General features: G+C 43.9%; 20 protein-coding genes and 2 pseudogenes. 10 read left to right on the forward strand and 12 right to left on the reverse strand.

The window, feature by feature from the left end:
* Positions 1 to 298 precede the first annotated feature (298 nt).
* The 4 genes from AB6E52_RS14620 to AB6E52_RS14635 form a co-directional block, all read right to left on the reverse strand.
* The gene (locus tag AB6E52_RS14620) at positions 299 to 631 is read right to left on the reverse strand and encodes an Hpt domain-containing protein (protein WP_017060508.1); all 333 of its coding nucleotides are present in this window, start codon (positions 629 to 631) and stop codon (positions 299 to 301) included.
* Positions 625 to 2214 (reverse strand): response regulator, encoded by a 1590-nt coding sequence (locus tag AB6E52_RS14625; RefSeq protein ID WP_017064673.1) that lies wholly within the window; start codon positions 2212 to 2214, stop codon positions 625 to 627. Before AB6E52_RS14625 ends, AB6E52_RS14620 begins: the two co-directional genes overlap by 7 nt.
* A 289-nt stretch (positions 2215 to 2503) precedes the next feature.
* Complete coding sequence (locus tag AB6E52_RS14630) at positions 2504 to 4054, reverse strand: DHA2 family efflux MFS transporter permease subunit (RefSeq protein ID WP_017060506.1); 1551 nt, start codon at positions 4052 to 4054, stop codon at positions 2504 to 2506.
* Positions 4055 to 4057: 3 nt separating this feature from the next.
* Positions 4058 to 5122 (reverse strand): HlyD family secretion protein, encoded by a 1065-nt coding sequence (locus tag AB6E52_RS14635; RefSeq protein WP_017072190.1) that lies wholly within the window; start codon positions 5120 to 5122, stop codon positions 4058 to 4060.
* 128 nt (positions 5123 to 5250) lie between these two features.
* Between AB6E52_RS14635 and AB6E52_RS14640 the strand changes: the two genes are divergently transcribed.
* On the forward strand, positions 5251 to 6162 hold the full coding sequence (locus AB6E52_RS14640; protein WP_102320423.1) for a LysR family transcriptional regulator: 912 nt from the start codon (positions 5251 to 5253) through the stop codon (positions 6160 to 6162).
* Positions 6163 to 6322: 160 nt separating this feature from the next.
* Here the strand turns inward: AB6E52_RS14640 and AB6E52_RS14645 are convergent, their stop codons facing one another.
* From AB6E52_RS14645 to AB6E52_RS14665, 5 genes are all read right to left on the reverse strand, one after another.
* Positions 6323 to 7180 carry a polysaccharide lyase family 7 protein gene (locus AB6E52_RS14645; RefSeq protein ID WP_102320424.1) on the reverse strand — a complete coding sequence of 286 codons (858 nt, stop codon included), beginning with the start codon at positions 7178 to 7180 and terminating at the stop codon, positions 6323 to 6325.
* A gap of 247 nt (positions 7181 to 7427) precedes the next feature.
* Positions 7428 to 9815 (reverse strand): glycoside hydrolase, encoded by a 2388-nt coding sequence (locus AB6E52_RS14650; protein ID WP_102320425.1) that lies wholly within the window; start codon positions 9813 to 9815, stop codon positions 7428 to 7430.
* 103 nt (positions 9816 to 9918) lie between these two features.
* Complete coding sequence (locus AB6E52_RS14655) at positions 9919 to 10731, reverse strand: DUF2861 family protein (protein WP_102320426.1); 813 nt, start codon at positions 10729 to 10731, stop codon at positions 9919 to 9921.
* Entirely contained in the window at positions 10731 to 11378 is a 648-nt protein-coding gene (locus AB6E52_RS14660; protein ID WP_102320427.1) for a response regulator transcription factor, read from the reverse strand. The genes AB6E52_RS14655 and AB6E52_RS14660 overlap by 1 nt, the downstream gene beginning before the upstream one ends.
* Positions 11356 to 12765, reverse strand: a complete 1410-nt coding sequence (locus tag AB6E52_RS14665; protein ID WP_102320428.1) for a DUF3404 domain-containing protein — start codon at positions 12763 to 12765, stop codon at positions 11356 to 11358. Before AB6E52_RS14665 ends, AB6E52_RS14660 begins: the two co-directional genes overlap by 23 nt.
* A 243-nt stretch (positions 12766 to 13008) precedes the next feature.
* On the opposite strand from AB6E52_RS14665, the gene AB6E52_RS14670 reads away from it, so the two are divergent.
* Together AB6E52_RS14670 and AB6E52_RS14675 are read left to right on the forward strand one after the other, a co-directional pair.
* The gene (locus AB6E52_RS14670; RefSeq protein WP_102320429.1) at positions 13009 to 13542 is read left to right on the forward strand and encodes a YbhB/YbcL family Raf kinase inhibitor-like protein; all 534 of its coding nucleotides are present in this window, start codon (positions 13009 to 13011) and stop codon (positions 13540 to 13542) included.
* A gap of 56 nt (positions 13543 to 13598) precedes the next feature.
* Positions 13599 to 14396 (forward strand): helix-turn-helix transcriptional regulator, encoded by a 798-nt coding sequence (locus tag AB6E52_RS14675; protein ID WP_102320430.1) that lies wholly within the window; start codon positions 13599 to 13601, stop codon positions 14394 to 14396.
* A 14-nt stretch (positions 14397 to 14410) separates the two neighbouring features.
* Here the strand turns inward: AB6E52_RS14675 and AB6E52_RS14680 are convergent, their stop codons facing one another.
* The gene (locus AB6E52_RS14680) at positions 14411 to 15604 is read right to left on the reverse strand and encodes a CynX/NimT family MFS transporter (protein WP_102320431.1); all 1194 of its coding nucleotides are present in this window, start codon (positions 15602 to 15604) and stop codon (positions 14411 to 14413) included.
* A 132-nt stretch (positions 15605 to 15736) separates the two neighbouring features.
* Here AB6E52_RS14680 and AB6E52_RS14685 point away from each other — a divergent pair.
* The 6 genes and pseudogenes from AB6E52_RS14685 to AB6E52_RS14710 form a co-directional block, all read left to right on the forward strand.
* Positions 15737 to 16366: pseudogene (locus AB6E52_RS14685) on the forward strand (D-serine ammonia-lyase); the annotation flags it as partial.
* A 209-nt stretch (positions 16367 to 16575) separates the two neighbouring features.
* The gene (locus tag AB6E52_RS14690; RefSeq protein ID WP_102320432.1) at positions 16576 to 17358 is read left to right on the forward strand and encodes a hypothetical protein; all 783 of its coding nucleotides are present in this window, start codon (positions 16576 to 16578) and stop codon (positions 17356 to 17358) included.
* Between the two features lie 226 nt (positions 17359 to 17584).
* A complete protein-coding gene (locus tag AB6E52_RS14695; RefSeq protein ID WP_029235242.1) occupies positions 17585 to 18046 on the forward strand; it encodes a hypothetical protein in 462 nt (153 codons plus the stop codon).
* 357 nt (positions 18047 to 18403) lie between these two features.
* A complete protein-coding gene (locus AB6E52_RS14700) occupies positions 18404 to 19267 on the forward strand; it encodes a delta-class carbonic anhydrase (protein WP_102320433.1) in 864 nt (287 codons plus the stop codon).
* A gap of 226 nt (positions 19268 to 19493) precedes the next feature.
* A pseudogene (locus tag AB6E52_RS14705) lies at positions 19494 to 20348 on the forward strand (DUF1214 domain-containing protein); the annotation flags it as partial.
* Between the two features lie 414 nt (positions 20349 to 20762).
* Positions 20763 to 21323, forward strand: coding sequence for a type II secretion system protein (locus tag AB6E52_RS14710; RefSeq protein WP_102320435.1), 561 nt, complete (start codon positions 20763 to 20765; stop codon positions 21321 to 21323).
* 113 nt (positions 21324 to 21436) lie between these two features.
* On the opposite strand, the gene AB6E52_RS14715 is transcribed toward AB6E52_RS14710, so the two are convergent.
* Positions 21437 to 22819 carry an MATE family efflux transporter gene (locus AB6E52_RS14715; protein WP_102320436.1) on the reverse strand — a complete coding sequence of 461 codons (1383 nt, stop codon included), beginning with the start codon at positions 22817 to 22819 and terminating at the stop codon, positions 21437 to 21439.
* Between the two features lie 460 nt (positions 22820 to 23279).
* On the opposite strand from AB6E52_RS14715, the gene AB6E52_RS14720 reads away from it, so the two are divergent.
* Complete coding sequence (locus tag AB6E52_RS14720) at positions 23280 to 24113, forward strand: alpha/beta fold hydrolase (protein ID WP_102320437.1); 834 nt, start codon at positions 23280 to 23282, stop codon at positions 24111 to 24113.
* A gap of 271 nt (positions 24114 to 24384) precedes the next feature.
* On the opposite strand, the gene tnpC is transcribed toward AB6E52_RS14720, so the two are convergent.
* On the reverse strand, positions 24385 to 24998 hold a 614-nt coding region (gene tnpC, locus AB6E52_RS14725; protein WP_372189959.1), incomplete at its 5' end, for an IS66 family transposase.

Raw genomic sequence — 24998 nt, forward strand, 5'->3', positions numbered from 1 at the left:
AATGCAATTTCGTATGTTTATGTCACAAAAAGATCTACAAATATTTAACTATTTTGCATCTCATCAAGTGTGTTGGTTTTTCGTTTAAAACATTAAGACGGATAGTTTATAAAGCATGTGTTATACATCGGTTTATCTATATAAGTGACGTGAATTTATGGGTGTGAGTTAGAACTATAATTGAGAGGAGAAATGATGAGAAAAATGTTAAGAGTCGAGGTTCAATGTTTCCAAGCACCTCAACTCTTTTAGCTGTGTCGGCTGTTAAGTATCGCCATGCACGTTTTAATTCTATCGACTAATAAGTGCTAAGAACCTCATCGATTTGTTGATTAATGATCTTCATTTCGCTGTAGATAACCGAAAGATCATCATCTTGCGGCGCAAGCTTATTGAGTGTGTTTTGTTCTACTCTTTCCAATGCAACTGTGGCCGTTTCTTCACCAAAGCTGGCTAAAATGCCTTTTAAGGTGTGCACGGTAAAATGAAGCTTGCCCCAATCTTGTTGTTGAACCAACTCTTCGATCTCTTGTAGCGAATTGCCATGGTCTTCTTGATATGTAGACAAAACGGCGTAAATGACGTCTCTGTCATTGTCTAAATAGGCGTTTAAAGCATCAAAGTCTAGCATGTGGACTCCTGTCGGCTGAATGTTGAAAATGGGCTAGGCGGCTTAGTGGAAAAACCATACCTTGATGAATCACTAATCCATTGATTCCATTTTGGAGGAAGTTCTAACTGTAATATTTCTTCTAGATAGTCGTCGCTAAGTTTCTCATCTATATGAGCTTTATTGACGGCGTATATATAGTCAAGTTTGGCGGCAACTGAATATGGGTAACTGTGAATGTAGTCCTTTATTTCTTGGATCGAACCCAAATTTTCAATGTTTATACACGTTGAAGGGTCGACATTTTTGGACTCAAGTTGGTGATTTATGGCTTCTCCACGAGATTTGAGACATTCCACTGTTAAATGATAAAGAGAGTACTCACCAAAGTGGGCGAGCATGGGTAATAACTGAGTGAGCAAATAAGTCGGTTGGCTGTGGAAATTGTTCGCTAACAGTGTCGAAGCTCTAATCACTTTTTTGTGGGCAATCTGAGGGCTATTTTCGATGAGCAATATGCTGCTCTGAAATAGGGCAAGGCTGGCCAAAACTTGCTGCTGTTGTTTTACCGGAAGTTTCAGGTTTACCAACTCGGTGAATTGGTTGGCGTGCTCAAGCAAAATACGTTTGTACTTTAGTTGCGTCTCGCGCTGATACGTTGCTTTTAAGGAATTAAAGTGCGCACCAATGGAATGGATGACATCAATGTCAGCAGCTGAAATGTGGGTTGCATACATCTCACCTAACTTTATGATCATATGTGTGTTATCTGCGTTCTCAGCTAAGTCGATGGCCCTGATTGCACGATGGCTGATGCTGGGAGTCATCTCAAATGCACGAATCGCTAATTTAAGAGCAGGCAGCAGCATTTTATGTTTTTCATAGATACAGCTTAAGCAGTCAATCACGCTCAATGAGAGTGGCTGTGCTATTAGAAAATTGTGGAGCTTATCTATGGCTAAATTTGGCTTGCCTAAGCTGTCGAGAATCAGCGCCTCAGCCACCAATTTGGTTGGGTGCATGTTGGTTTTGGAGTTGTTAATGACGCTAGAGAGTAACTGCCATTTCTTACCTGCAATTAAATGTTCAATCAATGTCGCTTCGAACTGAACGCTAGTACCATTAGGGGAGATCGCCAAAGCTTGAGCTAATCTCTCTTGACTGGCAATGGGATACAAATCATTCAGTTGGGTGAGTTTCTTTGAAACGGACACGGCACTTTGGATCTTTTTACCCAACGTTTGAGTATTAATCGGTTTAGAAACGAAGTGGTGTGCTTCACCTGAAAGGGCGGTTAATACTGTTTCCTGACGCATATCCCCAGAGAGCAAGATTGTCGCCACAGTATGATCGATGAGGCGGTTTCGATACAGAATGCCCAACAGCTCAAAGCCAGTAAAAGACTGTTCTAAGTGGTAGTCAATGAGGAGTACATGAAAAGAGTGTGTCTCGACCGCTTTAATGGCTTTTCGATAGTCGGTCGCAATAAAAATACAGTCGCGCGAAACTCCCAAACTAGCCAGTTGCTGCTTAATAAGTATTGTTGCGCTTTTAGAGTCGTCGACGATCAAAATTCGAAGGTCTGTTGGTAAGGTCAAATCCATTTTCCTTAATACCAAATGTTATTTTTTAATTTAGGTGTCAAGTTGCACATTGTCAAGGTGCCTATATCACATACAAACACTCAATAAACTATTGGTAATTAAAGAGTATTAGATAACATTTATGAAAGCCTTCAAACGCAGGTGACTTTTACCTGATTTTAGTGGGGTTATACGTGTTTTAGAAATAAAAAAGAGGCAAGCCGATAAGCTCACCTCTCTGTTTTATTGTTCGAGTTTTTATTCGAAATGTTGTTCTTTGCTTGAAGTTTTATTTACCGAAACTCTAGCGTTAATCACGCATGTTTAGAATCAATACTGCCGCTAGAGCCAAGAACGCCGTCATCATTAAGAACACATCGTTGTAAGCCATGATGGCTGCGTCACGTTGCATTGTGCCGAGCAAACTTGCTTGTGCTTGTTGCATCGCAGTTGCGGCATCACTTCCTGACTGAATGAAAAACGCTTGTTGTTGCTGAAGCGTCTGCCAACCAAGTTGACTCACTGAAGGTAGCGACTCCTTGATGTGTGCTAAGTGCTCACGGGTTTTGTTATCCAATAGCGTAGCGATAATCGCGATGCTGAAAGCGCCCCCTAAGTTCCGCATTACGTTGGTTAACGTTGATGCGTCTGGCGTGTCCATTTTGCTGATGTTCTTCATGGCAACCAAAGACAGCGGAACCATGATGAACGGACTACCAATAGCACGCAGAACCATAGATAAAATCAGCTGTTGCCCGCCAAAATCGATTGTCATGTGTGTATTTACGTAACAACTAAAACCGAACATCGCGAAGCCAAAGGTAACCAAGTACTTAGGCTTAATGATCTGTGTTAGCTTTGGCACAATTGGGAATATCAGAAGCTGTGGGAAACCCATCCACATTAGCACTTCACCAATTTCCATCGCGTTATATTGCTGAATTTGAGTGAGATACATCGGTAGAACATAGATAGAGCCGAGCAATGCCATTCCTAGAATCAAATAGGCGATACAAGACATCGCAAATTGCCCATCCCGCAATAGCCGCAGGTTAACCAATGGCTTCTTGTGTTGGAGTTCGTTTATCACGAAGTAAACCAAACTCACCGCCGACACGATACTCAAGCCAATAATAAAGCTCGAACTGAACCACTCTTCACGGTTACCTTCTTCTAACACCACTTCCAAACAACCTAGCCCTAATGCCATGGTGGCGATACCAAACCAATCGGCTTTTTTCAGCGTGCCAAGGTCGAGCTTTTCATCGTCCAAGCCATATCGGATCATGGTGATCACAAGCAAAGCTGGCGGAATATTGATGTAGAAAATATAGTGCCACGAGAAGTTCTCCGTCAGCCAGCCACCAAAGGTAGGGCCAATCGATGGAGCAAAGGTCGCGGTTACACCAAACAGTGCCATACCCACAGCACGCTTGTTGACCGGCAATAACTGAATCACCAGCGAGAAAGCAAGCGGGATTAGAGCACCACCACTGAAGCCTTGCATCGCGCGGAAAACGATCATCGAGGTCATGTTCCAAGAGAACGAACACAACAAAGATGAAATGGTGAAAATGGCTGTCGTCCACGTGATATAACGGCGTTTACCGAGCGCTTTAGAAAGCCAACCACTGAGTGGGATAGCGATCATCTCTGCGACTAGGTAAGACGTAGAGATCCACGAGCTTTCATCCAAGGTGGCTGATAGCGCACCTTGAATATCTTTGAGAGACGAGTTGGTGATCTGAATATCCAAGATCGCCATAAACGCGCCAATCAAGCCGCCAAATAGGGCGATCCAATGGCGTCTCGAAACCTCGTCATCATCATTTGTTTGGGTGACAACACCAGCGTTACTCATGGTCTAGCCTCGTTTATCGATGGTCGCTACCACAGACAAACCAGGAAGCAGTCGACCTTTCAACTCTTGCTGATCTGGAATAGTAATTTTAACCGGTACACGTTGAACGATTTTAGTGAAGTTACCGGTCGCGTTTTCTGGTGGTAGGAGCGCAAATTTAGCGCCAGTCGCAGGGGAGAAACTGTCTACCACACCTTCAAGAGGCTGCCCCGGGAACGCATCCAGCTCTACTTCAACCGTCTGACCTTTGTGAATACCACTTAGCTGTGTCTCTTTGAAGTTGGCTTCAATCCACACTTGGTTGTTTGGTACCAAGCTCATCAGTGGTGCGCCTGCTTGAATCAGCAAGCCTTCACGTACGCTGCGTTTACCAATCACGCCATCTGCTGGCGCGTAAATTTTGGTGTAATCAAGGTTAAGCTGTGCTTGATCTCTCTGGGCTTGAGCTTCGGTCACGGATGCATTTGCTTGCTCAATCTCACTAGCGATAACGGTTAATTGGTCATTGGTTGCAACGAGGTTTGCTTTTGCTTCTTCTAAATCTGCCTGAGTTACTTTTTGTTGTGCAACCATGCTATCGACTTCATCTTGAGACGCGTAGTTACGCTTTAGTAAGCTACGAGAACGTACCACTTGTTGAATCGCGCGTTCGTATTCAGCTTGTGCAGAATCAACGCGGCTTTCTGCTTGATTGATCTTGCTACGTTGTAACGTTTGTTGTGCCACTAGATTTTTGACGTCTGATTGCACGACGCTTAAATGGGCGTTTGCTTGAGCGAGTGCTGACTGGTAATCACGGTCATCGATTTGAACCAGCAAATCACCTTCTTTAACCGATTGGTTATCACTCACATAAGACTTAACAATATAGCCAGAGACCTTAGGGCTAATATTCGTGATGTCGCCTTGTAGGTAGGCATTGTCGGTAGATTCAAAGTACTGGCCATAGCCGTACCAGTATCCAGCACCGGCTAAACCCAATGACAGCATGATCGCAGTAGCAATAAGCGGAGCTTTTTTACGTTTTTTTGTGCTTACTGTTTGCGAAGCGTTGTTGTTCTCTGTCATTTTTTCTTTCTCATTTTGTTTTTATTTAGATGTAACGAATTGTAAATGAATTCGATTGATTGATAAGATAGGAAAAAAGGGAAACACTGTTGCAAAAATCTAACTAATGGCGCTTTGGGAGAAGTACGATGGACTTAAATGCTGTGACTGTTTTTACACAAGTTGTTGATTGTGGGAGTTTCACGCACGCAGCTGAAGCATTGAACATGACCAAGTCGACCGTCAGCCGAAAGCTAGACGAGCTGGAACAGCATCTAGGTGTGAGGTTGATCACTCGTTCGACACGAAGTTTAGTCTTAACGCCAGAGGGTGAGCGCTTTTATCAGTCGAGCATGCAGATGCAAGAGATCATGAACCAAGCTGAGCTAGAGGTTTCAGCCAATCAGGATTTGATCCGAGGGCAGTTGAATGTTGTGTTGCCTGTCGAATTGGGGCATCAAGTATTAGCCAAATACATCCACAGCTTCCTAAAAGAGCACCCAAACGTGACTTTGAACTTAGAACTGTCGAATCGAGAAGTCGACATCATTGCGGAGGGTATCGATCTTTACGCACAAATTGGTGAGCTAGTGGACTCGAGCTTGGTTTCTCGCTACCTCACAACATCAAAGCGTGTATTGGCAGCCAGCCCTGAGTATTTAGAGCAGTTCGATGACGTCTCTTCACCCGATGATCTTGAACCGCCATTCAGAATGATTGAGGTGGTGAACAAGGCCGCGCGTCTACCCAAGTGGCATTTACAATTAGAAGGCGGTGAGTCGATTTTGATCGATCTGCCGTGTCAGTTACGGGTGAATACCATCACGGCATGCCTAAGAGCGTGTGTGGATGGGCTCGGCTTGGCGGTGCTTCCTGAATTCATTTGTCGTGAGCACTTCAAGACAGGCAAGTTGATTCGTTTGCTACCTGAATATGAGATGCCGGAAGTTTCAGTAAGCCTAGTGTATGCAGACAGGCAGTTGATGCCGAAACGTAAGAAGGTCTTTATCGACTATCTACTGACTGCTTTTCAAAATAGAGCCAATCAAATAACGAAATAAAGGCATATTGTATTGGGAGCAACAGAAGGAATCGGCTGCCTAACTGTTGATTAGTTGTAATTCATTGACAATGACCAATAACATTGAAAAGAGAAAAACGAACTTGTTAACAAGTTCGTTTTTTTCTGATTGCTAATGTAGTTGTAGGCTAAGTACCGAACTAGCTCTTTTTCTCTGTGTACTCTAGCTTGTAGAAGTGAGCTTCACTTTGTCCATTCGTAAATTGGTTGTATACGCCAGCTTTGAAGTAGCTTAATAGGTGACGCCAGTAGTCAATATCCTGCTCAACTTTACGTTCACCGTTTACGTCAACAATAAGTTTCTTATCACCCACGATTAAATCAAATGCTGTTGGTTTGCCTTGTGGTGCTTTGCCTAAATCATACTGAGAATATGCTACGTCTGATTTGCACATTTCCTTGTCTTGGTTGTTCTTGCCGAACGATCCTTTACAAATTACAGCGTTGTTTTTAATGATTGCCCAGAAATGCCCTTCAATACCATTATTGTCACGTTTCCATACAACACGAAGCAAAGGGTGAGGGACATTGTGAGTACCAAGATCATCTAAGCCTTTGTTATGTACTTGTAGGAATGTAATCTCGTCTTGCTTAGAGTCTGAGTTCTTCATCGACTCTTCAGGTTTTATGATCTCCACCTCCGAACTTAATGTGTATGTTTCATTTGTTAAGTCTGTGCGGAAGTTTTCCTGAACGCGTAGCTCGTTGCGCAGATGGTCATTCTTCATGGTAAAGACTAGCGCTTCACTTTCTTTGTCGACATAGAAGTTGTTGTTCACAATGCCGTCGTAGTTATTATCGAGCGCAAAATAGTCTTTGTTGCCTTTCTTTCCGTTTGGATCTGAAATTTGAAGTTCAGAAACTGACAAAACATTTTGGTATTGAGAGTAATTAGAAGGTTCGCCTAAAGCTCCTTCTGGATTCGAAAACTGAACATTAGCGATTGCCGAAGAAGAAAAGGCAAGAAGGGCACAGCAAGTGAGTAGGGTCTTTTTCATCAAAAATATCTCTTTTGTATTATTATCATTCAATATAAGCATTGATATCACTTTTGAGATTTATGTGAAAACATCTGTGTTTGAAATTGTGGTCGGCACCCAATTTTCTTGTACAAAAATAGAGAGAATTAGGTGTCGATTGGGATTGGTACCTGAGTGTCAAAGGTGTGGATTTTTGCTCGTTAACAACACTACCTGCTAACCCGTAATAGTGAATAAGGTGAGGCTTAAAAACGGCACGTTCAAACTAGTTAGGCTCTGATTTCCACTCTAACGTTTGTCCGTTGCTCAATACGGCTTTTATAGCGCTCGGCGAGACTTTAAGGCCTCTCTGATGAAAGGTTTGATCTGAAAAATTGGCAATGATCTTACTCCCGTCACTGAACTCAGTTTGTTGAACATCGCCGCTCTTATCTAACCATTCGGAATCGACTAACTGTTTATCCCATAACTGTTCGTGCATTGGTTCGAAGCCATCTTGATAGTGTTTGAGTGCTTTGATTCTCTGGCTTGAACTTGATAAAGCTTCATCTCTGGTCAAGTGAACCATCGGTGGTGTGTTGTACAGCATGGCGGTTAAGTCACGTTCTGCTTGTACATTAGTGAACTTAAGGCTGTCTGAATGCCAATGGTGCGTATTGATTACTTCATCATGGAAAACGGCTTGGTAAAGTGGAATTCGATATTGTGGCGAAAATAGTAGCGACCTGTAGGGCTCTTTAACCTCGGCCGGCTTAAAGAAGAAGTCAGGCTTGTGGTCTGGGTACCAACGACCTAAGTAATAGGGAGATTGGCGGTTCTCTTTCATGTCTTTGTCTGTCCATCCAAAACCAACCGTTTCTAAGCCGTGTGCAAACGCGATGCCTTTTGTTGTTAGGCTGTTGCCGTCTTCAGAGCCTAATACTAACGAAGGTTGCTCGCTAAGCCACTTCATTCGGTTGTTGAACGCAGAAAGCATGTCTGATTCGTTTGTATTGCCATTGCCATTGCCATTGCCATTGCCATTGCCATTACTGTTGCTATGACTATCTATAGAGCCGCTGTAATCTTCACGTGCCATGGCGGTTGCATCAACATCTAAGAACAAGCTGTTGAAGTTGCCGAATCTCATAATGTCTTGGGCACGCTGTTTTACGTATTCTAAATGGCAATTCGGATTTAGATAGAATCCGTTACCGCGAAACCCTTTTTTTAGGTTGCCATCTGCCAGTTCAATGGCACAACTCTGACGCATCGGCTCTGGTAATTGAGCGGTTAGCCAGTTGTCATTGAGCTTCGCAGGAATGGCTGTGTTGTAGGAATCGTAAGTACCGACCAGATATCCGGACTGTTTTGCCATAGCCACGGCGTTAGGTTGATAGAATTCTGGCATCCAATTATCGAATCCAAGCCACAGTTTGTTTAAGCCTACCTTATTTAGATTAGCGACCATGTCTGAAGACAGCGCTTGTCCCCAAGTCTCTGACGAGTTTAGGTAAGGGGAAGCGTGCTCTAGCAACCAGTTCTTCTTATCCTGTGCTGCTTTATATTGCGCTTTAATCGTGTTGTCTTCGAGTGTCGGATTACCAACAGGATATAACACCTGCAATGACTGGCTAATAGAGTCCAACAATAGTTGTTTGTGGTACTGACTGAACCAATCTTTCCCCTTGGAGAGTGACGATAGCTCTCTTTTCGCTTCCGCAGAAACACTGAGTTTAGAGCCCTCTAGATACCATGTTTTCAATCCCCACCAGTCACTCACATCTTGGATGCTTAATGGGTCTTTGCCAAATAGGTAAACGTGGCTCGCGCCGATCAACTTAGTCACATCTGGATTGCGCTTTTGCTTTGCTACAAGCGTTTCAGACTGGTCATTATTGATGCGCCAATCTCGGTATTGTTTGGCACCATCTAACCACGAGTCTCCGAGGGTGATACGAACAAGAAAAGGTTGTGACTGATTGAGCATCGTAAATTGGTGTGCTGCCTTCATATCAATTTTGGTTTTTGTATTTGAGGAAGCATTAGAGGATGCATCTGAAAAGAGCAGTTGATTGTTGGTTGCATTAACCATTTGATAGCTAATGAAATGATTGTTTTGCCGTACTGTCCAAAAAGGCATCTTCAAGTCTTGAGTAGTGTTACTTCCAGAATGGTTACCGACGAGATAACTTGCCCAAAGCTTGTTGTCAGTAGGCACGCGCATACCTTCACTAAACGGAAGAAATAGTGTCTGAGTTTGTTGTTCGGCAAGATCAAACCACGCCAATTCGATGGGTTTGTTTCGTTTCACCTGTATATTTGAAGGTAAGCTGAACTGAAAAGTGAGCTGGTCTTGATTAAGCTCTGCCTTAACGTTTATTCCACTGGGTACTAAGGTCCAAGTGGCGATTTTTGCTGAGTCAGCTTTATCGGAAAAGCCAATGACCAGATTGGTCGCTTTCTGTGGTTGGCTATCAACGGTGAGAGCAGCACTGTTAACGCTTAAGCCGTTCCAATCGACCTCTAAAGTATTCGATGAGGTAGCGACGGTATTGTTGTTACTGGTGAGCGTTATTTGGCTCGCTTGTGCGTTGGATGAAAACAGACAAGCTGTTGTTAAAGCCACAATGGCAAAATTAGAAAGATTGAGTGGGTGACGTACGCTGAGCATATTTAGATTCCGTAAAGGGTAACTACGGTTATTACACCTAAGTAGCGCTAGTGCTTTGTCACCTATATGTCTCTATTTTCTGTTTGGCTTTAGTGGTTTTCCATTAGAAAGGCACGGCGACACGCTGCACATATTGGACTTCAATCGCGCCTTGGTATTCAAACATTTCAACCGAGGCACTCAAATGTTTAGCATTAGTCCCTAGCGGGCTTTCTGTGGGAACGGGTGCTTGCGCTGTCTTGATTGGCACTTTGTAGCCTAACAGGTTGTAGTTATCATCAAACCATTGCCAACTCACATTGGCGTTAGGGCAGTTGTCGATCACCTTCGGTGGCGTGATCACGATATGTGGTTCGCTGAGTTTACTTTCGAGTGTTAACCATCGCTTGCTGTTGTCTAAAGCGACAACAATAGGATAGTGGTTTGAACCTATCTTTAGTTGATAAACACCAGATTCGGGTTTGATAAACATTTCACTGGTCTCAATCTCTTGATACTCAGTGTTAGAAGCGAGTTGTCCATCTAGAAGGACTTTGCCTTTAGGTGATATCAAAGACATAGTTTGGGTTTTCATGCCTTCACTGAGTCGTTCTGCAGCGACTTTGATTTGATAACCGTGCGACGACAGGCCGTAGCGTCGAATGAAGCTGACTTGAATGTGATGTTTCGTCTCAGTGTCTTGTCTTAGTGAAGTTCCGCATTGAGTTTGACTCAGTATCTCTTGTTTAACTGGCAACCAAAGCTCGCTATCAAGTGTTTGTTGATTGACTGCGATTTGAAGCTCTTGCCACGCGACTTGAGGTTGTTCATCAAGCAGAGATTGATACGTATGCTGTAATGGCGTGTTGGTAAACCAAGCGGCGTGACACGCAAACGGCAAAGCGCAGATCAATGCGATTAACGAAGTGACTCTCATTATGATTCCCCAGCTAAGCGATAACCAACGCCGCGATGTGTTTCGATCTTTAGGGTTGGCAGCTTCTGGCGCAAGCGCAGTATGTGATTATCCACGGTTCGGGTACTTGGAAAGGCTTGATAACCCCAAATCTTATTGAGTAACTCATCACGATGAAACACACGACTTTGGTTCTGAACAAACAAGACCAATAACTGGAACTCTTTAGGTTTTAACGTGATCGGGCTTTCATCCAAATAAGCGGTTCGTTCAGACAAGCGGACTTCAATGTTGGCGTAATTTAGTTGGCTCACCCCTAACGGACGTAGCTGGGTAATGACTCGAGCGAGTAATTCGTCGTTCGAAAATGGTTTAGTCACATAGTCTTTGGCACCCGCCATTAAACCTTCAACACGTTGTTGAACTTCTACTTTAGCGGTCAACACAATCACAGGCAGCGCTTTGAGGAGCAACCAGTTTGGAAGGTGTTGCAAGCTGTCCCCATCTTCAAGCTGTCGATCCAGTATCACAAGATCGGCTCGAAACCATTTCTTACTGGCATTCTCTGAATCCTTCGCCCAAAGGCATTGGTAACCATTGGATTCAAAGAAGCTGACGAGGCCTTGTCCAAGCAGTTGGTCGTCTTCAATCAGCAGTAGGGTGTTCATAAGCAATTTCCAAAATACATCGGGTTGGGTTACGAAGAATAATGAGGCGGCCATTCGCTTGCTTCATCAAGTGCTCGACAATAGTCAGGCCAATGCCCATGTTGTCTTGTCTGTGATTGATATTCGGTGTTGCTCGAGATACAAACCGTTGCAGAAAAGAAGGGAAGTGACCTTCGTCTTGCACCTCAATCCTGAGCTTATCAGCGAGTTCTACCTTGACCAAAACCTCACCTATACCGTGCTGTTTAGCGTTCTTAATCAAGTTATCTAAGCAGATGGTTAGCCAGTAATACGGTAGGTTAAGTTCAGCATCACTTGAATCACATTGATACTCGATATTGTGCTTTTCACATACATGATCGAGCCACTCTTCTAAGGATGCGTTCTGCTTTAATAAAGGCTCCGACTGATCCGAACTTAGATACACTTTGCTGTTTTCGGTGAGTTGAGAGAGCCTTTGATAGTCAGAGATTAAACGCCAAACCGCATTTTGAGTTTCATCAGAAAAGTCATCGTAGCGATTTCTAAACATCTCGACGGTTAGACCTAGGCTAGTAATTGGCGTGCGCAGTTCATGAGTAAGAAGCTGTAAAACGAACTGCCTCTCTTTTCGTTGTTTTGTTCTTAGGTATAAGACTCTACCGAGTCCGGAAAGCAACGTTAACAGCAATGTAAAGATCAAGGTTTTCATGATCAGATTGTCATTGCTAGGCTCGCTTAAGCACATGTTGCTGTAACGAAAAGTACAGGTTTCACCCGTCAAAGATACCTCTTGCCGCTCTGCAATAGGTTGCCAAACATCTAAGGGAATGGCTTTCCAGCCTTGCTCGCCACTTAACCAAAGCACATCGTCCTGTTGCCAAGCTCGGTATCCACTGAGCAGTGCTTCTCTGCCTTGTGCACTTAGGTTTTCTAGCTTGCTATATAAAGGGTGCTGAGGGTTGGTAAGACTCAAAAATGGGCGTATCTGCTCGGTCACATCTGGGTAAGCGACTAAATAACGATCAGCAAAACTGCCACCTGCAGGGTGTCGTTTGGAGTGTGCTGCAAACCAAATGGAATCCAATGCTTGTTGCTGACACAAAGCGAGCTCAAACTCGATGGCGTCATCTAATGAAGGGTTATTGCTTTCAATCGCCCGGCAGTGATCTTGTATTGACGCTAACGCTGCGATGTCGTCCCAACTGAATTGGTTGAAATCAGGATAGCGGCTACGTTCATGAAGCAGAACTTTCGGATACTGAGCCAACTCTTGTTGAGATACTAAGAGTGGGGATGATTGCCAGCTCAGTTGATACAGAGTTTGCCACTTATCTTGCAAACTTTGGGCATTGACTAGGGTTGGGAGCCAAAAGATCAAGCAAAGAGCTAATGTAAACCTGCGCATCCAATCATTCTCGTTAAAAGTCGTGGGGCGAGTCTAAAGAGTTTTGGGCGCGATTTGTAACCTGAATGTCAACAAGTGTTCTTTTAACAACAAATTGTCGAGTGGGTCATGCTTTTAAATAATAAAGTACAAATACAGTAAGTATCATTTATTTGAAATAAAATAGATAATTGTGTACTTACTGTCATTATTGGGCGAAATGAGGGGACTATACTGGGCTCATACCTAATAAGAGGAACCATCATGAAACTCATCATCAAATCAGTATTGGCAATCAGTATTTTGGCTACAGGCTCTGCTCATGCGTTCGAATTAACCAGCAACAATATTCAAGAAGGTCACCCAATGGCAAAGACTTTTGAATACTCTAGTTGGGGTTGTGACGGCGATAATCAATCACCACAATTGATGTGGAAAGATGCACCAGCAGGTACCAAAAGCTTTGCTATCACAGCTTATGATCCAGATGCACCGACTGAAAGTGGCTTCTGGCATTGGGTTGCGTTTGATATCCCTGCAACTGTGAACGAGCTACCTCGCGGTGTCGACATCTCTAAAGTCGGTGGCAAAGAAGGTCGCATTGATTACGGTACAGTTGGCTACGGTGGCGTTTGTCCTCCAGAAAAAGATGGTATGCACCGTTACCAGTTCACGGTTTGGGCATTACCAACGGACAAACTTAACCTCGACGAAAATACGCCGTCGGCTGTGGTTGGATTCACGTTGAACAGCATGGCTTTAGACAAAGCTAAACTGACCGCAACTTATACACGTTAATAGCTTATGTACGTTAAAGCTTATACACGTACATAATAAGTAAACAAGGGGATGAGATGAATCATCAATATCAAGTGACGATCTTTCGTGCAGAGCAGTTACAAAAACTGCGTAATGTGAGGATTCTATCCCCTAGTATCATTCAGATTATTACAGGCAGTAAGCGCCTGTTTTGGAAAGATTCAGCGGCAGAGCTCTCACATTCTGAGCTGTTGTTTTGTGAGGCATCAGCTTCACTAAGTTTTGAGAACATGCCCCACAAAGGGCGTTTCTTGTCGCGAGTGTTCAGCTTTCAATTCCAACCTTCTCAGGCGATGCTTGATTTAAGTGAGGAACGGTCGAATGATCTGGGACTGCCTACAGTAAAAGTGGATCGAAACTTACAAGACTCACTCAATGCTCTGTTCTCTTTTGATACACAGAGCATGAGCAAAGAGACTCAACAGTTTTGGTTGCAGGGCTTGTACCAGCAATTAGCTGAAAAAGGGGTGTTGCATCTATTGTTTGTCAGTGCCAACGTCTCGTTTAGCCAAAAGCTCAGCCATTACCTTTCACATTCACCAGATGAGAAACATCCATTAGAGTCGGTGGCGGAGCGTTTTGCGATGAGCCGAGCCACATTGATTCGGAAGCTCAAACTGGAAGGCATGCAATATCGAGAGGTACTGGCTGAAGTTCGCTTGAGTCACGCGCTTTATCTGATGCAAAACGGACAGCAGAATGTGGCGATGTTGGCTCAGTCTTGCGGTTACCAATCGGAAGGGCGTTTTAGTCAGCGCTTTAAAGGCAAATTTGGTTTGTCGCCAAGTGAATACATCAAAACCGTTGTCAGCCATAGAGTCGCGACGCCATAGTCATTATGTTTGGCTTAAACGCTCACTTTCTTATCTCGTGCTGCCAATGCCGCGAAAATCGTGCACGCAAAGGCAACAGATGCGATCAACAGAATCGGCACACTCCAAGAATCTGTCTGAGCATGAAGCTTACCCACCAGCGTTGGACCAGTGGCTGCCAACGCATAACCGATTCCCTGAGCCATACCCGACAATGATGCGGCTTGGCTGCTATTCGATGTACGCAAGCCAACAAAAGAGAGCGCGATAATAAATGTCGAGCAGTTGGCTAATCCAAACAGTCCCACCCAAAAGATCGCAAACTCAGGCAAATACAGAAGACCAATCAATCCAACAAATACACTCGATGCACATAGAGTGATGAGCCATTGTTGATTGTCACTTTTGGCTAAGAACGGCAGTAACAGCAGCCCCGGAACCATAGTCGAAAATTGCAGAAATCCATAAATGTAGCCCGCGTCGATTTCGCTGTAGCCAAGATCGTTCAATATCTGTGGCAACCAGCCAGCCAAAGAGTAGAAGGTAAATGAGTTAAGCCCAAGCGCTAACGTTACTTGCCACGCTACGCCGCTTTTAATCATCTGTTTCATCGGCAGAGGTTTGTCTTGTTGCTTGTTATTGCTGGCCGAAGATGAGCGTTTTCTGATTTTAGGCAACCAGATCATCAAAGCTAATATTGGAAATACCAAGTTCATTAACAGCGCTAATTGCCAACCCGTGATCGTAAATAAGGTTAGATTTGAAAACGGCACCATCAAACTTGAGCCTAACGTCGAACCGATGCCCATCGTAAAGATGTACAGAGAAGTCACAGTAGCGATGCGTGTCGGGAAGCTAACTTTCACTACTACAGGCAACAACACATTACCAATCGCGATACCAAGCCCGATCATCACCGTGCCGATATACAAGGTTGGGGTTAACCCAGCAGAGCGCAGTGTAATACCCGTAGTGATCAGAACTAAGCCTAATAACAGGCTAGGCTCTAGACCAATTCGTTGGGATATCTTGGTGACTAATGGTGAGAATAAGGCAAAAGTTAACAGTGGCAAAGCTGTTAAGAAGCCTGCAGCCGATGACGTAAGGTTGAGGCCTTCCATAACCTGAGAAAGCACAGGAGCCAAGCTCGTAAAAGGCCCACGAAGGTTAAGTGCTAGGAATAGAATCCCTAACATCACGAAAATGCTATTACGAAGAGAGGCGCTCATAGGTTGTTCTACTGTTTGCTTATGAGAAGACAGGCTAGCCTACAGATCATTGAATGATTACACAAATACCGTTTAAATAGGTTTACTAATGATTGAACCTGCGCAGTACGCGCTTAGCCAGAAAAGTCACCCATGACTGTATTAAATATCGACAAGCTCATCTCGGACTTCCCACTGCTTCAACAATTGATTGCATTGGAAGAAGTGGTTTGGTTTAACCCAAATGTGACGACTCTGGAGCGCGGTTTGCTTTATGTGGGATTAGGCGAACAAGATATTCACGATGCGAGCATGAGGCTACAAAGGTTTGCTCCTTATCTAGCCAAGGCGTTTCCTGAAACTCAAGCGACCAATGGCATCATCGAGTCTGAGCTTATTGACATTCCATCTATGAAATCAGCATTGGGAGCACATTATCAGCAGCCTATAAAAGGGCGTTTGATGATGAAAAAAGACAGCCATTTGCCAATTTCAGGCTCAATCAAAGCTCGCGGTGGTATTTATGAAGTACTAGCGCATGCCGAGAAGCTTGCGATTGAAGCCGGGTTACTGTGTGAGAGCGATGACTACAGTAAGTTGCTCGAACCTGAATTCCGTGACTTCTTCCAACAATACAGCATTGCGGTAGGCTCCACAGGTAATCTAGGCATGTCGATCGGTATCATGAGTGCAAAATTGGGCTTTACTGTCTCTGTTCATATGTCGGCAGACGCGAGAGCTTGGAAGAAAAGCAAACTTCGTGAGCATGGCGTCAACGTTGTTGCAAATATGAGCTGCTAAAAAGATAAGTCATGATAGAAGAGTGTTGTTTATAGCTTGTACACACTCTTTCTCACCTCTAAATCCCACCTTAATTCAAACAATAACTTGCACAGATCGTTATCCAAAACACACATTTTATAAATTAAGTTTCTTAGATGTTCTAACTATCAGTTAGGTTGAGTGGCATTCAACTTGATAGGGATTGAGCAATGCAGACAAGACACATAAACACACCAGAAAAATTACTCCAGCGTTTAGATGCGATTGGGGAGTCTTTGGAAGCATCGGGTAAGGCTCATGCTTTGCTGGGATTGGGCTCAGTAGGTATTGAAACAGAACGACTTGATCAGTATTCAGATGTCGATTTTTTCGCAATAGTGCAAACAGGGCACAAGCAGTATTTCTTAGACAGTTTGCATTGGCTATCTGATATTCACTCAATCGACTACGCAGTGAGAAATACCGTCGATGGCTATAAAGTTCTGTACGCTGACGGAATCTTTTGTGAGTTTGCAGTGTTTGAACCCCACGAGTTAGCGCACATTCCGTTTGCTGAAGGGCGTATTGTTTGGCAGCAACATGAATTTGATACACAGTGTTGTGTTTCACCAATAAAAGGGGAGACAGACACTAATTCCCAAGATTGGATCATTGGTGAGGCTCTAACCAATCTTTATGTGGGTATGTCTCGTTATAACCGAGGCGAAAAGCTGTCGGGCAGTCGGTTCGTTCAATCTTACGCACTCGATCGTTTGATCGATCTTGTGGATCAAACTGAACAGTCTGAGCCTGAATTCGTTGATGAATTTATGTCGGATAGAAGGCTAGAAGCACGCTTCCCTAAGTTTGCCCAATTGCTACCAACCTTTACCCAAGGCTACGAGCGCACCGCTGAATCGGCACTTGCCCAACTAGCATTCCTCAACACCCACTTCGCCGTCAACCAAGCCATGTGTGACCGAATCTCTGAACTGTGTTCCAGTAAAGATTAAGCTTATAGCGTGTGAATCCCCAAGCCTAACTGACACCACCTTTCAGATGATAAGCGGCGGGCAACCTAATTGAGCTCTCGAATTATTATTCTTAAGCACTAAACCCGTACGCTTTTGTTTACTCTTCAAGACCGTGACTGTTCGTGTTTACTCCGCTTATCACTGGATGTCGTCAGCCAAATAAAATACAATCGAACAATGTTTTATTAATTCGTGCTTTATCATTATGATGAGAAACTTACTCATATTCATCGTTAGCCTGTTCTTCTTAACAGCCTGTTCTTCAACGAGTAATCATCAGCTAGACGACGAGACATTGAGCAACGAAGACGCTATGTCGAAAAGTATAGAGGGAGAGAGTAATCTCGAGACTTCAAAGGATACAAACGCTGAGACCAGCGTTGATTCTTCCCATGATTCAATCGTTAATCATCAACCACTCACTAACCTTGATTCAAATAAAGACACGATAGCTCACGCCAATGCAGAGCCAGAATCAGTGGAGCCTTCTCAAATAGAAGCGACAGAAACAACTGAAAGCGATGCTAAGAGTGGCGGTGAAAAAGGCATCGGAAGCTATTTTATTCGTCATAATAAACCGACTAAGACGGTGATTAAATCACTAGAGGGCGTGACAGATGCATTGAACGTCATGACGTTTGGGATATTTGCCACCGGTAACGGTTAAATCGTTAACTTAGAACCACAACCTAATAGATAGAATGAAACGTGAAGGCGAGCCAGATGGTTCGCCTTTTTTGATCTTCTAAATCTGGCCACCGTTCTTCCTAAGAATCGTGCTCACTTATCTGAGCGCTGAGTCAGGCGACGGTTAACGTAAATAGGAAATTATTCGTTCTGGAAGGGACTCGCCGAATTTACCCTGTTTGACTTGTTATATGCATCAAGGGTTCTAATACTCATCCCAAAGTAAGCAATGAAATCTAATCTTACAAAGACAAGCCTTATATTCACTTATGAGCATAGTAAGATGTTTGCTGTTAAGTCGGTTTGGGTTTAGTTATCAATATTCTAGGGAAGAAAAATGAAGAATAAGAGTGTGTTTTTAAGTGTCGCGATGGTGATATTGTCAGCTCATGCAAATGCATCAGATGCGAACCATGAGTCTGTATCAGATGGAGTTATCGTAGAACAAAGAGCGAAGCTTTCTGAAAATACCCAAGGGCAAGGTTTTGGACCGCAAGCTCCACGAGATTTGGGTTCATTAGAAGGTAAAAATACTAGGCTGTTCTCGGATGCCCCTGATTCAACAGCGATGAACTTATGTAATATTCACTTCCATAAAAATGCTGAGCATAAAGGTGGAGAGTTTACTCAATACGCTGGTAACGGTGATGGTAAGGGATTCCAGAGTGGCTTTAAATACACAGGCAAGCTGAGTTCTGCTGAGCTGAAACCATTTGAGGGCAAGGTTTGTCCGAGCGAGCATGGTTCTTTGCATTCGGGTGACACCATTGAAGTTCACTATGTTTATTCAACGGCGCAAGTTGAACCGGGTGAAACACTGGGTGCTTGTTTTAACGATGCGATTACCAACCCGCAACTGCGTGTAGAAACCCAAGTTTACGTATTAGTGAATGACGACAAAGCACCCGACTTTGAAGCGCTCGCTAAACATTCAAAAGTGAACGGCTTACACCAAGCACCAAACATCCCACAAGATACGGGCTCAGCGATCCAATACGCAGGCTCTACAACGGGTCCTGGTTATAATGAGCAAGGTTCACCTTTCCAAGTAACATGGAGCGTTAGACCACAAGTCGCGAAAGTAAATATCGCGACAGTAGGTAGCTGGTGTGAAGGCAATGACTTTAACGAAGATCACGCCCACGGTGTGAGAAATTTGGTGGTTAACCCTGAGTTGTTATCACCCATTCGTAACGACTAAACGATTCTGGCGAACAAAATGATTAAGGCGATGGGTTCGCCTTTTTAGTTGGATATAAATGCCATCGTTTAAACAGAGACTTGTTTGTTAGTCACAATGGTGCAATTATTTAACGAGTGATATTACTCAGATGCATGTCTTATGATGACTATCGAACAACAGCTTTCTCGGCTGGATCTAAACTTATTGGTGTCGTTAAGTGTTTTAATCAAAGAGAGGAACGTAACGCGAGCTAACGCCAACAGATGAACAGGATGTGGTTCGAATGAACCGAGACACCTACTACTCAATGGCAGTAATTAATGTATCAAAGGGGGCGACCGTCACGTTACCTGAGATCCCTGAAGGCAAGTACATGTCGATGGAAGTGATTACTGAAGATCACCGCATTCAGCCAATGCAATACGGTTCAGGCACATTTGATCTTTCTACTCATAGCGGTGATCACGTTTACGTCATTGTTCGTACCGACGCGACATTCTCGAAAAATGAAGTTCATGAAATCCAAGATAAAATGAGCATTGATGCAAAAGCGGATGGCGAGTTTACTGCTATGCAAGTGGATGAGAAATCTTTTGAAGAGGTAGAGACGAGCCTTAAGATGGAAATGCCAACAATACTTAAGCGAGATGGCGCTCAAGCGACATTTGGTATGTTTACCAGCCCTGAAGATGCTTCAAAAGAGATGTTTACCAAAGAGAAGTACGCAGTGGGTGCGGCTATCGGTTGGGGTGGCGCGCAGTTAGATGACAATATTTACGAAGTCTCAGGTAACTTCCTAGCAGACACTTGTCATCAGGCGACCTTTGATGACCCTAAAAACCAAGCGTTTTGGTCGGTAACGGTCTACAACAAGCAAGGTTTCATGTTTGGTGAAGTGGCGAACGTTAGCTCAAACACGGCTGAGAAAAATGCAGACGGCACTTACACAGTAAGCTTTGGTTGTGGTGATGATGCAGTAAACAACATCAAAACAGAGAACGATTCTGGTGTGTTTAACTTAGCTTTCCGCCATTACATTCCAAGCCAAAAAGTACGCGATGGATTCCGAGTGCTTCCTTACGTGAAAGCAGTGAACTAATGTTGCAATAGTCGTACAACGATTGATAGATACGCGCTATTACCCGTGGTAGTAGCGCGTTTTTTATGGGTTCTATTTCATTTCTTGCTTTCTTAAGTAGAGAGACACAAAGTGCGAGTCAAAAAATGGTCTAACTTTGGTTATACGCAGCGTGCCTCAGTTCAAATAAATCAATTAAACCTTCTTCCATCGATACTTTCAGTTTCCCCACGTATTTGTTCGAATTTAAACCCGCTGACACCTTATGTGACAACGCTTCCAGTTATCTTTGATGCCTCTAAAGGGAACAAATACCACATACCAGCGTTATAAAAACCGATAGCCGTGGAGTGCTATGAGTCCTATTTGAGGTGTATAGTTATAGGTAATTCATTGGGTTATCGAATATTTAAGTTATCAAAAGATGCGGATGTCATGAAGAAAAACGGATTTACTTTAATGGAATTAATCATCGTGATCGTGATACTCGGAGTACTAGCGGTAACGGCTGCTCCAAGATTCCTTGGTATTCAGGAATCAGCGAGAGAAGCGGTACTTGAAGGTGTTGCGGGTGCGATGGAAGGGGTGATCACACAAGTAACCTCTAAGGCCATTATTGCTGGGCTTAACCCTAGTGCAGAAAACCCAGATGACCAAAGTAACTATGTGATCGATTTCGGTATCGGCCGAGTTGAGGTCGACTGGGGAACGCTATGTCCTGAAAGTGAGGGGGATGAAGGTGACGAACTTGATATGATTGATTTTCTGACGCTATCTGAAGATGACAATTTAACATCGGCTGTTGGAAATCGACACACTGTCGTTGGGTACACTCATTCATTTAGTGAAGCTGACCTTGACAGCAATAACATAACTGATGATGCCTTACCTTCGGGTTGTTATGTTATCTATGATTCTTTTGGTCGAACGAATGGGAGCGAATGTCCTGAGGGCGGCTGTGAATGTACCGTTCGTGTAGTGAACGACGAATGTTAACCAGAGCAGCTAAACGATTCTATTTAGATTAAAGCTTATTCGAATTCAATAAAAAAGCGCGTTATTACCAAATGGCAATAACGCGCTTTTTTGTATTAGCTTATAGGTCTATCTTAGTTTGCCAATGGAGCACTTGCTGGTGGCAAGTTACGCTTCTTAATTACGTATCGCAAGCGAAGCAACATCAATGCAGCTGATACGCTTAATCCCGTTAGAATACCAATCCAAAAGCCTTCTTCACCCATTGCTGGAACAATGTGGTCTGTTAAGCCCAACACCATGCCAAGTGGTAGTGCCAAGCCCCAGTATGAAGCGATAGCTAAGATCATCGGGATCTTAGTATCTTTATAGCCACGAAGTGCGCCGTTAGCAGACGTTTGCAATGCATCGCTGAACTGGTACATCGCAGTAAAGGTCAATAACACTGCTGCCGTTGCGCTGATTACTGGGTCTGTCGTGTAAAGCCTAATGATTAATTCAGGGAACAGTAGGAACATTGCTACCGACAGCAACGAGATTAACGCTGCAACTAAGATACCGACTTTACTACGCTCAATCGCGCCAAGTTCATCTTTTTCACCCAAAGCGTGCCCAACACGAATCGTAATACCAAAAGAGATACTCATCGGAATCACGTAAGTCAGGCTCGAAATGTTGAGTGCAATTTGTGCGGCTGCTACGTTCTCAGCGCCAATACGACCAATCATCAGTGCGATTACCGCAAAGATGCTGCCACACACTGCAATGTTCATCCCGATAGGTAAACCTAATCTTAGAAGGTGAAGCATTTCTTTTGCTTTTGGCTTCGCATCTGAAAAGTTGATGATGGTCTTGTAATGGTGATGACCTTTAATGTAGGAATACAGCATTCCTGACATTAACCAATAAACCAAGCTTGTCGCCCAACCACAACCCACAGCGCCCATTTCAGGGAACCCAAATTTACCGTAGATAAGCACGTAGTTGACCGGAATATTCACCAATAAACCAACCACAGAAATGATCATTGGTACTTTGGTGTTGTTCATACCTTCACAGAAACCATTCAAGGTGTAGAACAGGGCAATCCCCGGCACACCAAAGGCTAAGGCAAACGCATAGTCACTGCCGATAGGGATGATCTCAGCGGCAACCCCAATCCATTCTAAGATCGGTTTCGCACTCACCAAGTAAGCGATGAGTAATACGCTAGCAATTAATGCCAACCAAACCATTTGGAAGAATTCAACAGAGATACTTTGAAAGTCACGTGCGCCACGGTGGTAAGCGACAACAGGCGTTAGCGCCATAATCACGCCACGCAGTAGCAGCAATACAGGAATCCAAAGGCTAGTGCCGAGTGCAATTGCGGCGAGGTCGGCAGGGCTTACTTGGCCAGCCATTGTCGTATCGACAAATCCCATCGCTTGGGTCGCTATTTGAGTCAAAATGATTGGAACCGAAAGATGCATAAGTGCACCCGATTCACGAGTAAAAGGACGAAGTTTCGTTAGCATGGAAGTTCAAAACACCAATATAAATGCACCAGTGATGGCAGGATGGCCGGTGTGCATTTTAGGATGTGCCCCGTTGGGCGGGCGACAATATAAACACCTTACCGTATAGGGTCAAGCATTGGATTTATTGAGTTCAAGTTGCTCTGATATATACCGCCACGTCTTAGCTTCAAATCTAGTGCTGGATAACTCTCCTATTGCCACAATGCCAGCAGAAACACAAATAACCCAATTCCAAGCGTGACTTTTAAAAGTAAGCCAAGAGGGGCTCCACCTTTTGGCGCTTTATTGCAACATCCCATAATCGTTTCCTAGTTATATTGAGCTCGTGAGTTGACCTTAAACCTTCCCCTTACAGTAAGGTCAATAAGTTTATAAAACTTAACCAAATTAACCTTTCTTATCGTGTTGGATTCGTTAAGATAAATCCAAAGTCTGCGATTAGAAGTGTGAGGATAATGTGTTGATAGAAAAGTGGTTAGAGATCGATGGTGATCAGCTTTATTGCTTGTCGACTGATATCAAAGAGTCTCAGGAAACACTGGTGTTGATTCATGGGTTGGGTGAGTCGCATTTATGTTTTGCCGATGTGTTTGACTGGCTACCGAATTACAACTTAGTCATGTTCGACCTGTGTGGTTATGGCTATTCTCCTGCTTCGAATATATCCCACTCAACAGAAACTCAAGCAAATCGAATATTGAAAGCACTCGACTTATTGAGCATCCATGGTTGCTTTCTACTTGGGCACTCTTGGGGAGGCGATACATCGACGTTGATTTGTGAATACGACACGAGAGGCATCGTGCGTGGTTTCATTAATGCTGAAGGCGGACTGCACGAAGAAAGCATCATCCTATCCCAGATTATTGCAGATACATATTCTGAACTAAGCACTGACGAGTTTGCGAGCTGGGTGAAAGGAGAAGGTTTCTCAAAACGTTTTCCCATGGCTTGGGGACACGGAGCAGGTGTTAAGTATCTTTCGTCAGTTAGAAGATGTGAGCCAGAGGTTCTTGGTCAAACCGCCAGTGAAATCTACGGACAACATGCGACTCAAGATATCCGTGGCGTGGTTGGCTGGGGACAAATTTTCGAAAACTTATCCATACCTAAAGTATATTTTTGGGGTGCTGACAGCCTAGAGGGTTGTGAGCGTGCGAAAGAGTTTATTAGTACGTTAGACAACGTTTCATTTGAGGGCGCAAACCATTGGGTGCAAAACGATCCGGCCAAGTTCTATGCGGAAGTAGATAAGTTTATTACTGGCGTTACAAATAGAACCAAAACTTAGATATTCAACAACGATAATAGAAAGTCTATATGTGGATTGTTGGTTAGCTGGTGTCGTCTTATAATTAAGTTTGTGACCACAAGGACTGATTCCAAACAGCAAATTTCATGGAAATCTGTAATTAAGATTGTGACTTACCTGTCAAGCGACCTGAGATCACCTTGATACTCACTTAATTAAGTTTGTGACTAGTAGACTTGGTTGTGAAGTCAACGACCTCGAACCTTTGCTTATGAACTGTATCCTCCCCATGAACCCACGGGGCGACTTGTCAGTGTTTGAAGTTCCAAGGTAGGAGTGCGTCGATATCAGGCTCTTCTTTCGCCAGCTCTTTCATGCACTTGACCATGTAGTCGTAGAGGATAAGACCGTTAGCTTTCGCGGTCTCGATGATGCTGTAAAGCATCGCGCTCGCATCAGCACCGTTTGGTGTGTTGGAGAATAGCCAATTTTTCCTGCCAATGACCAGTGGTTTAATTGCGCGCTCAGCGCGATTATTGTCGATAGATAAGTGACCATCGTCGATATAACGAATGAGTTTAGGCCACTGCCCGAGCGTGTACTTTATCGCTTTACCTAATGGGCTAGAGCCTATCACCTTCTGGGTTGTCATCCATTCGTAAAGCTCATCCAGTATCGGCTTGGCATACGCTTGACGCTCTGCTTTTCGCTCTTGGGCAGGCGCACCTTTTAAGCGCGATTCTATCCCGTAGAGTTTTTGGATTTTAGCCAGCGCTTTATCAGCCTTGCCCGACTTACCTTTACCTTGAAGCTTCTTCGCATCCATGAACTTGCGACGAGCATGCGCTAAGCACCCCACATTGGTGACTTGATGCAGACCATCATAAGCCGCGTAGCCATCGGTTTGTAGATAACCGTTGTAGT

This window comes from Vibrio sp. 10N.247.311.13, from assembly GCF_041467595.1.
GTDB classification, from domain to species: domain Bacteria; phylum Pseudomonadota; class Gammaproteobacteria; order Enterobacterales; family Vibrionaceae; genus Vibrio; species Vibrio crassostreae_C.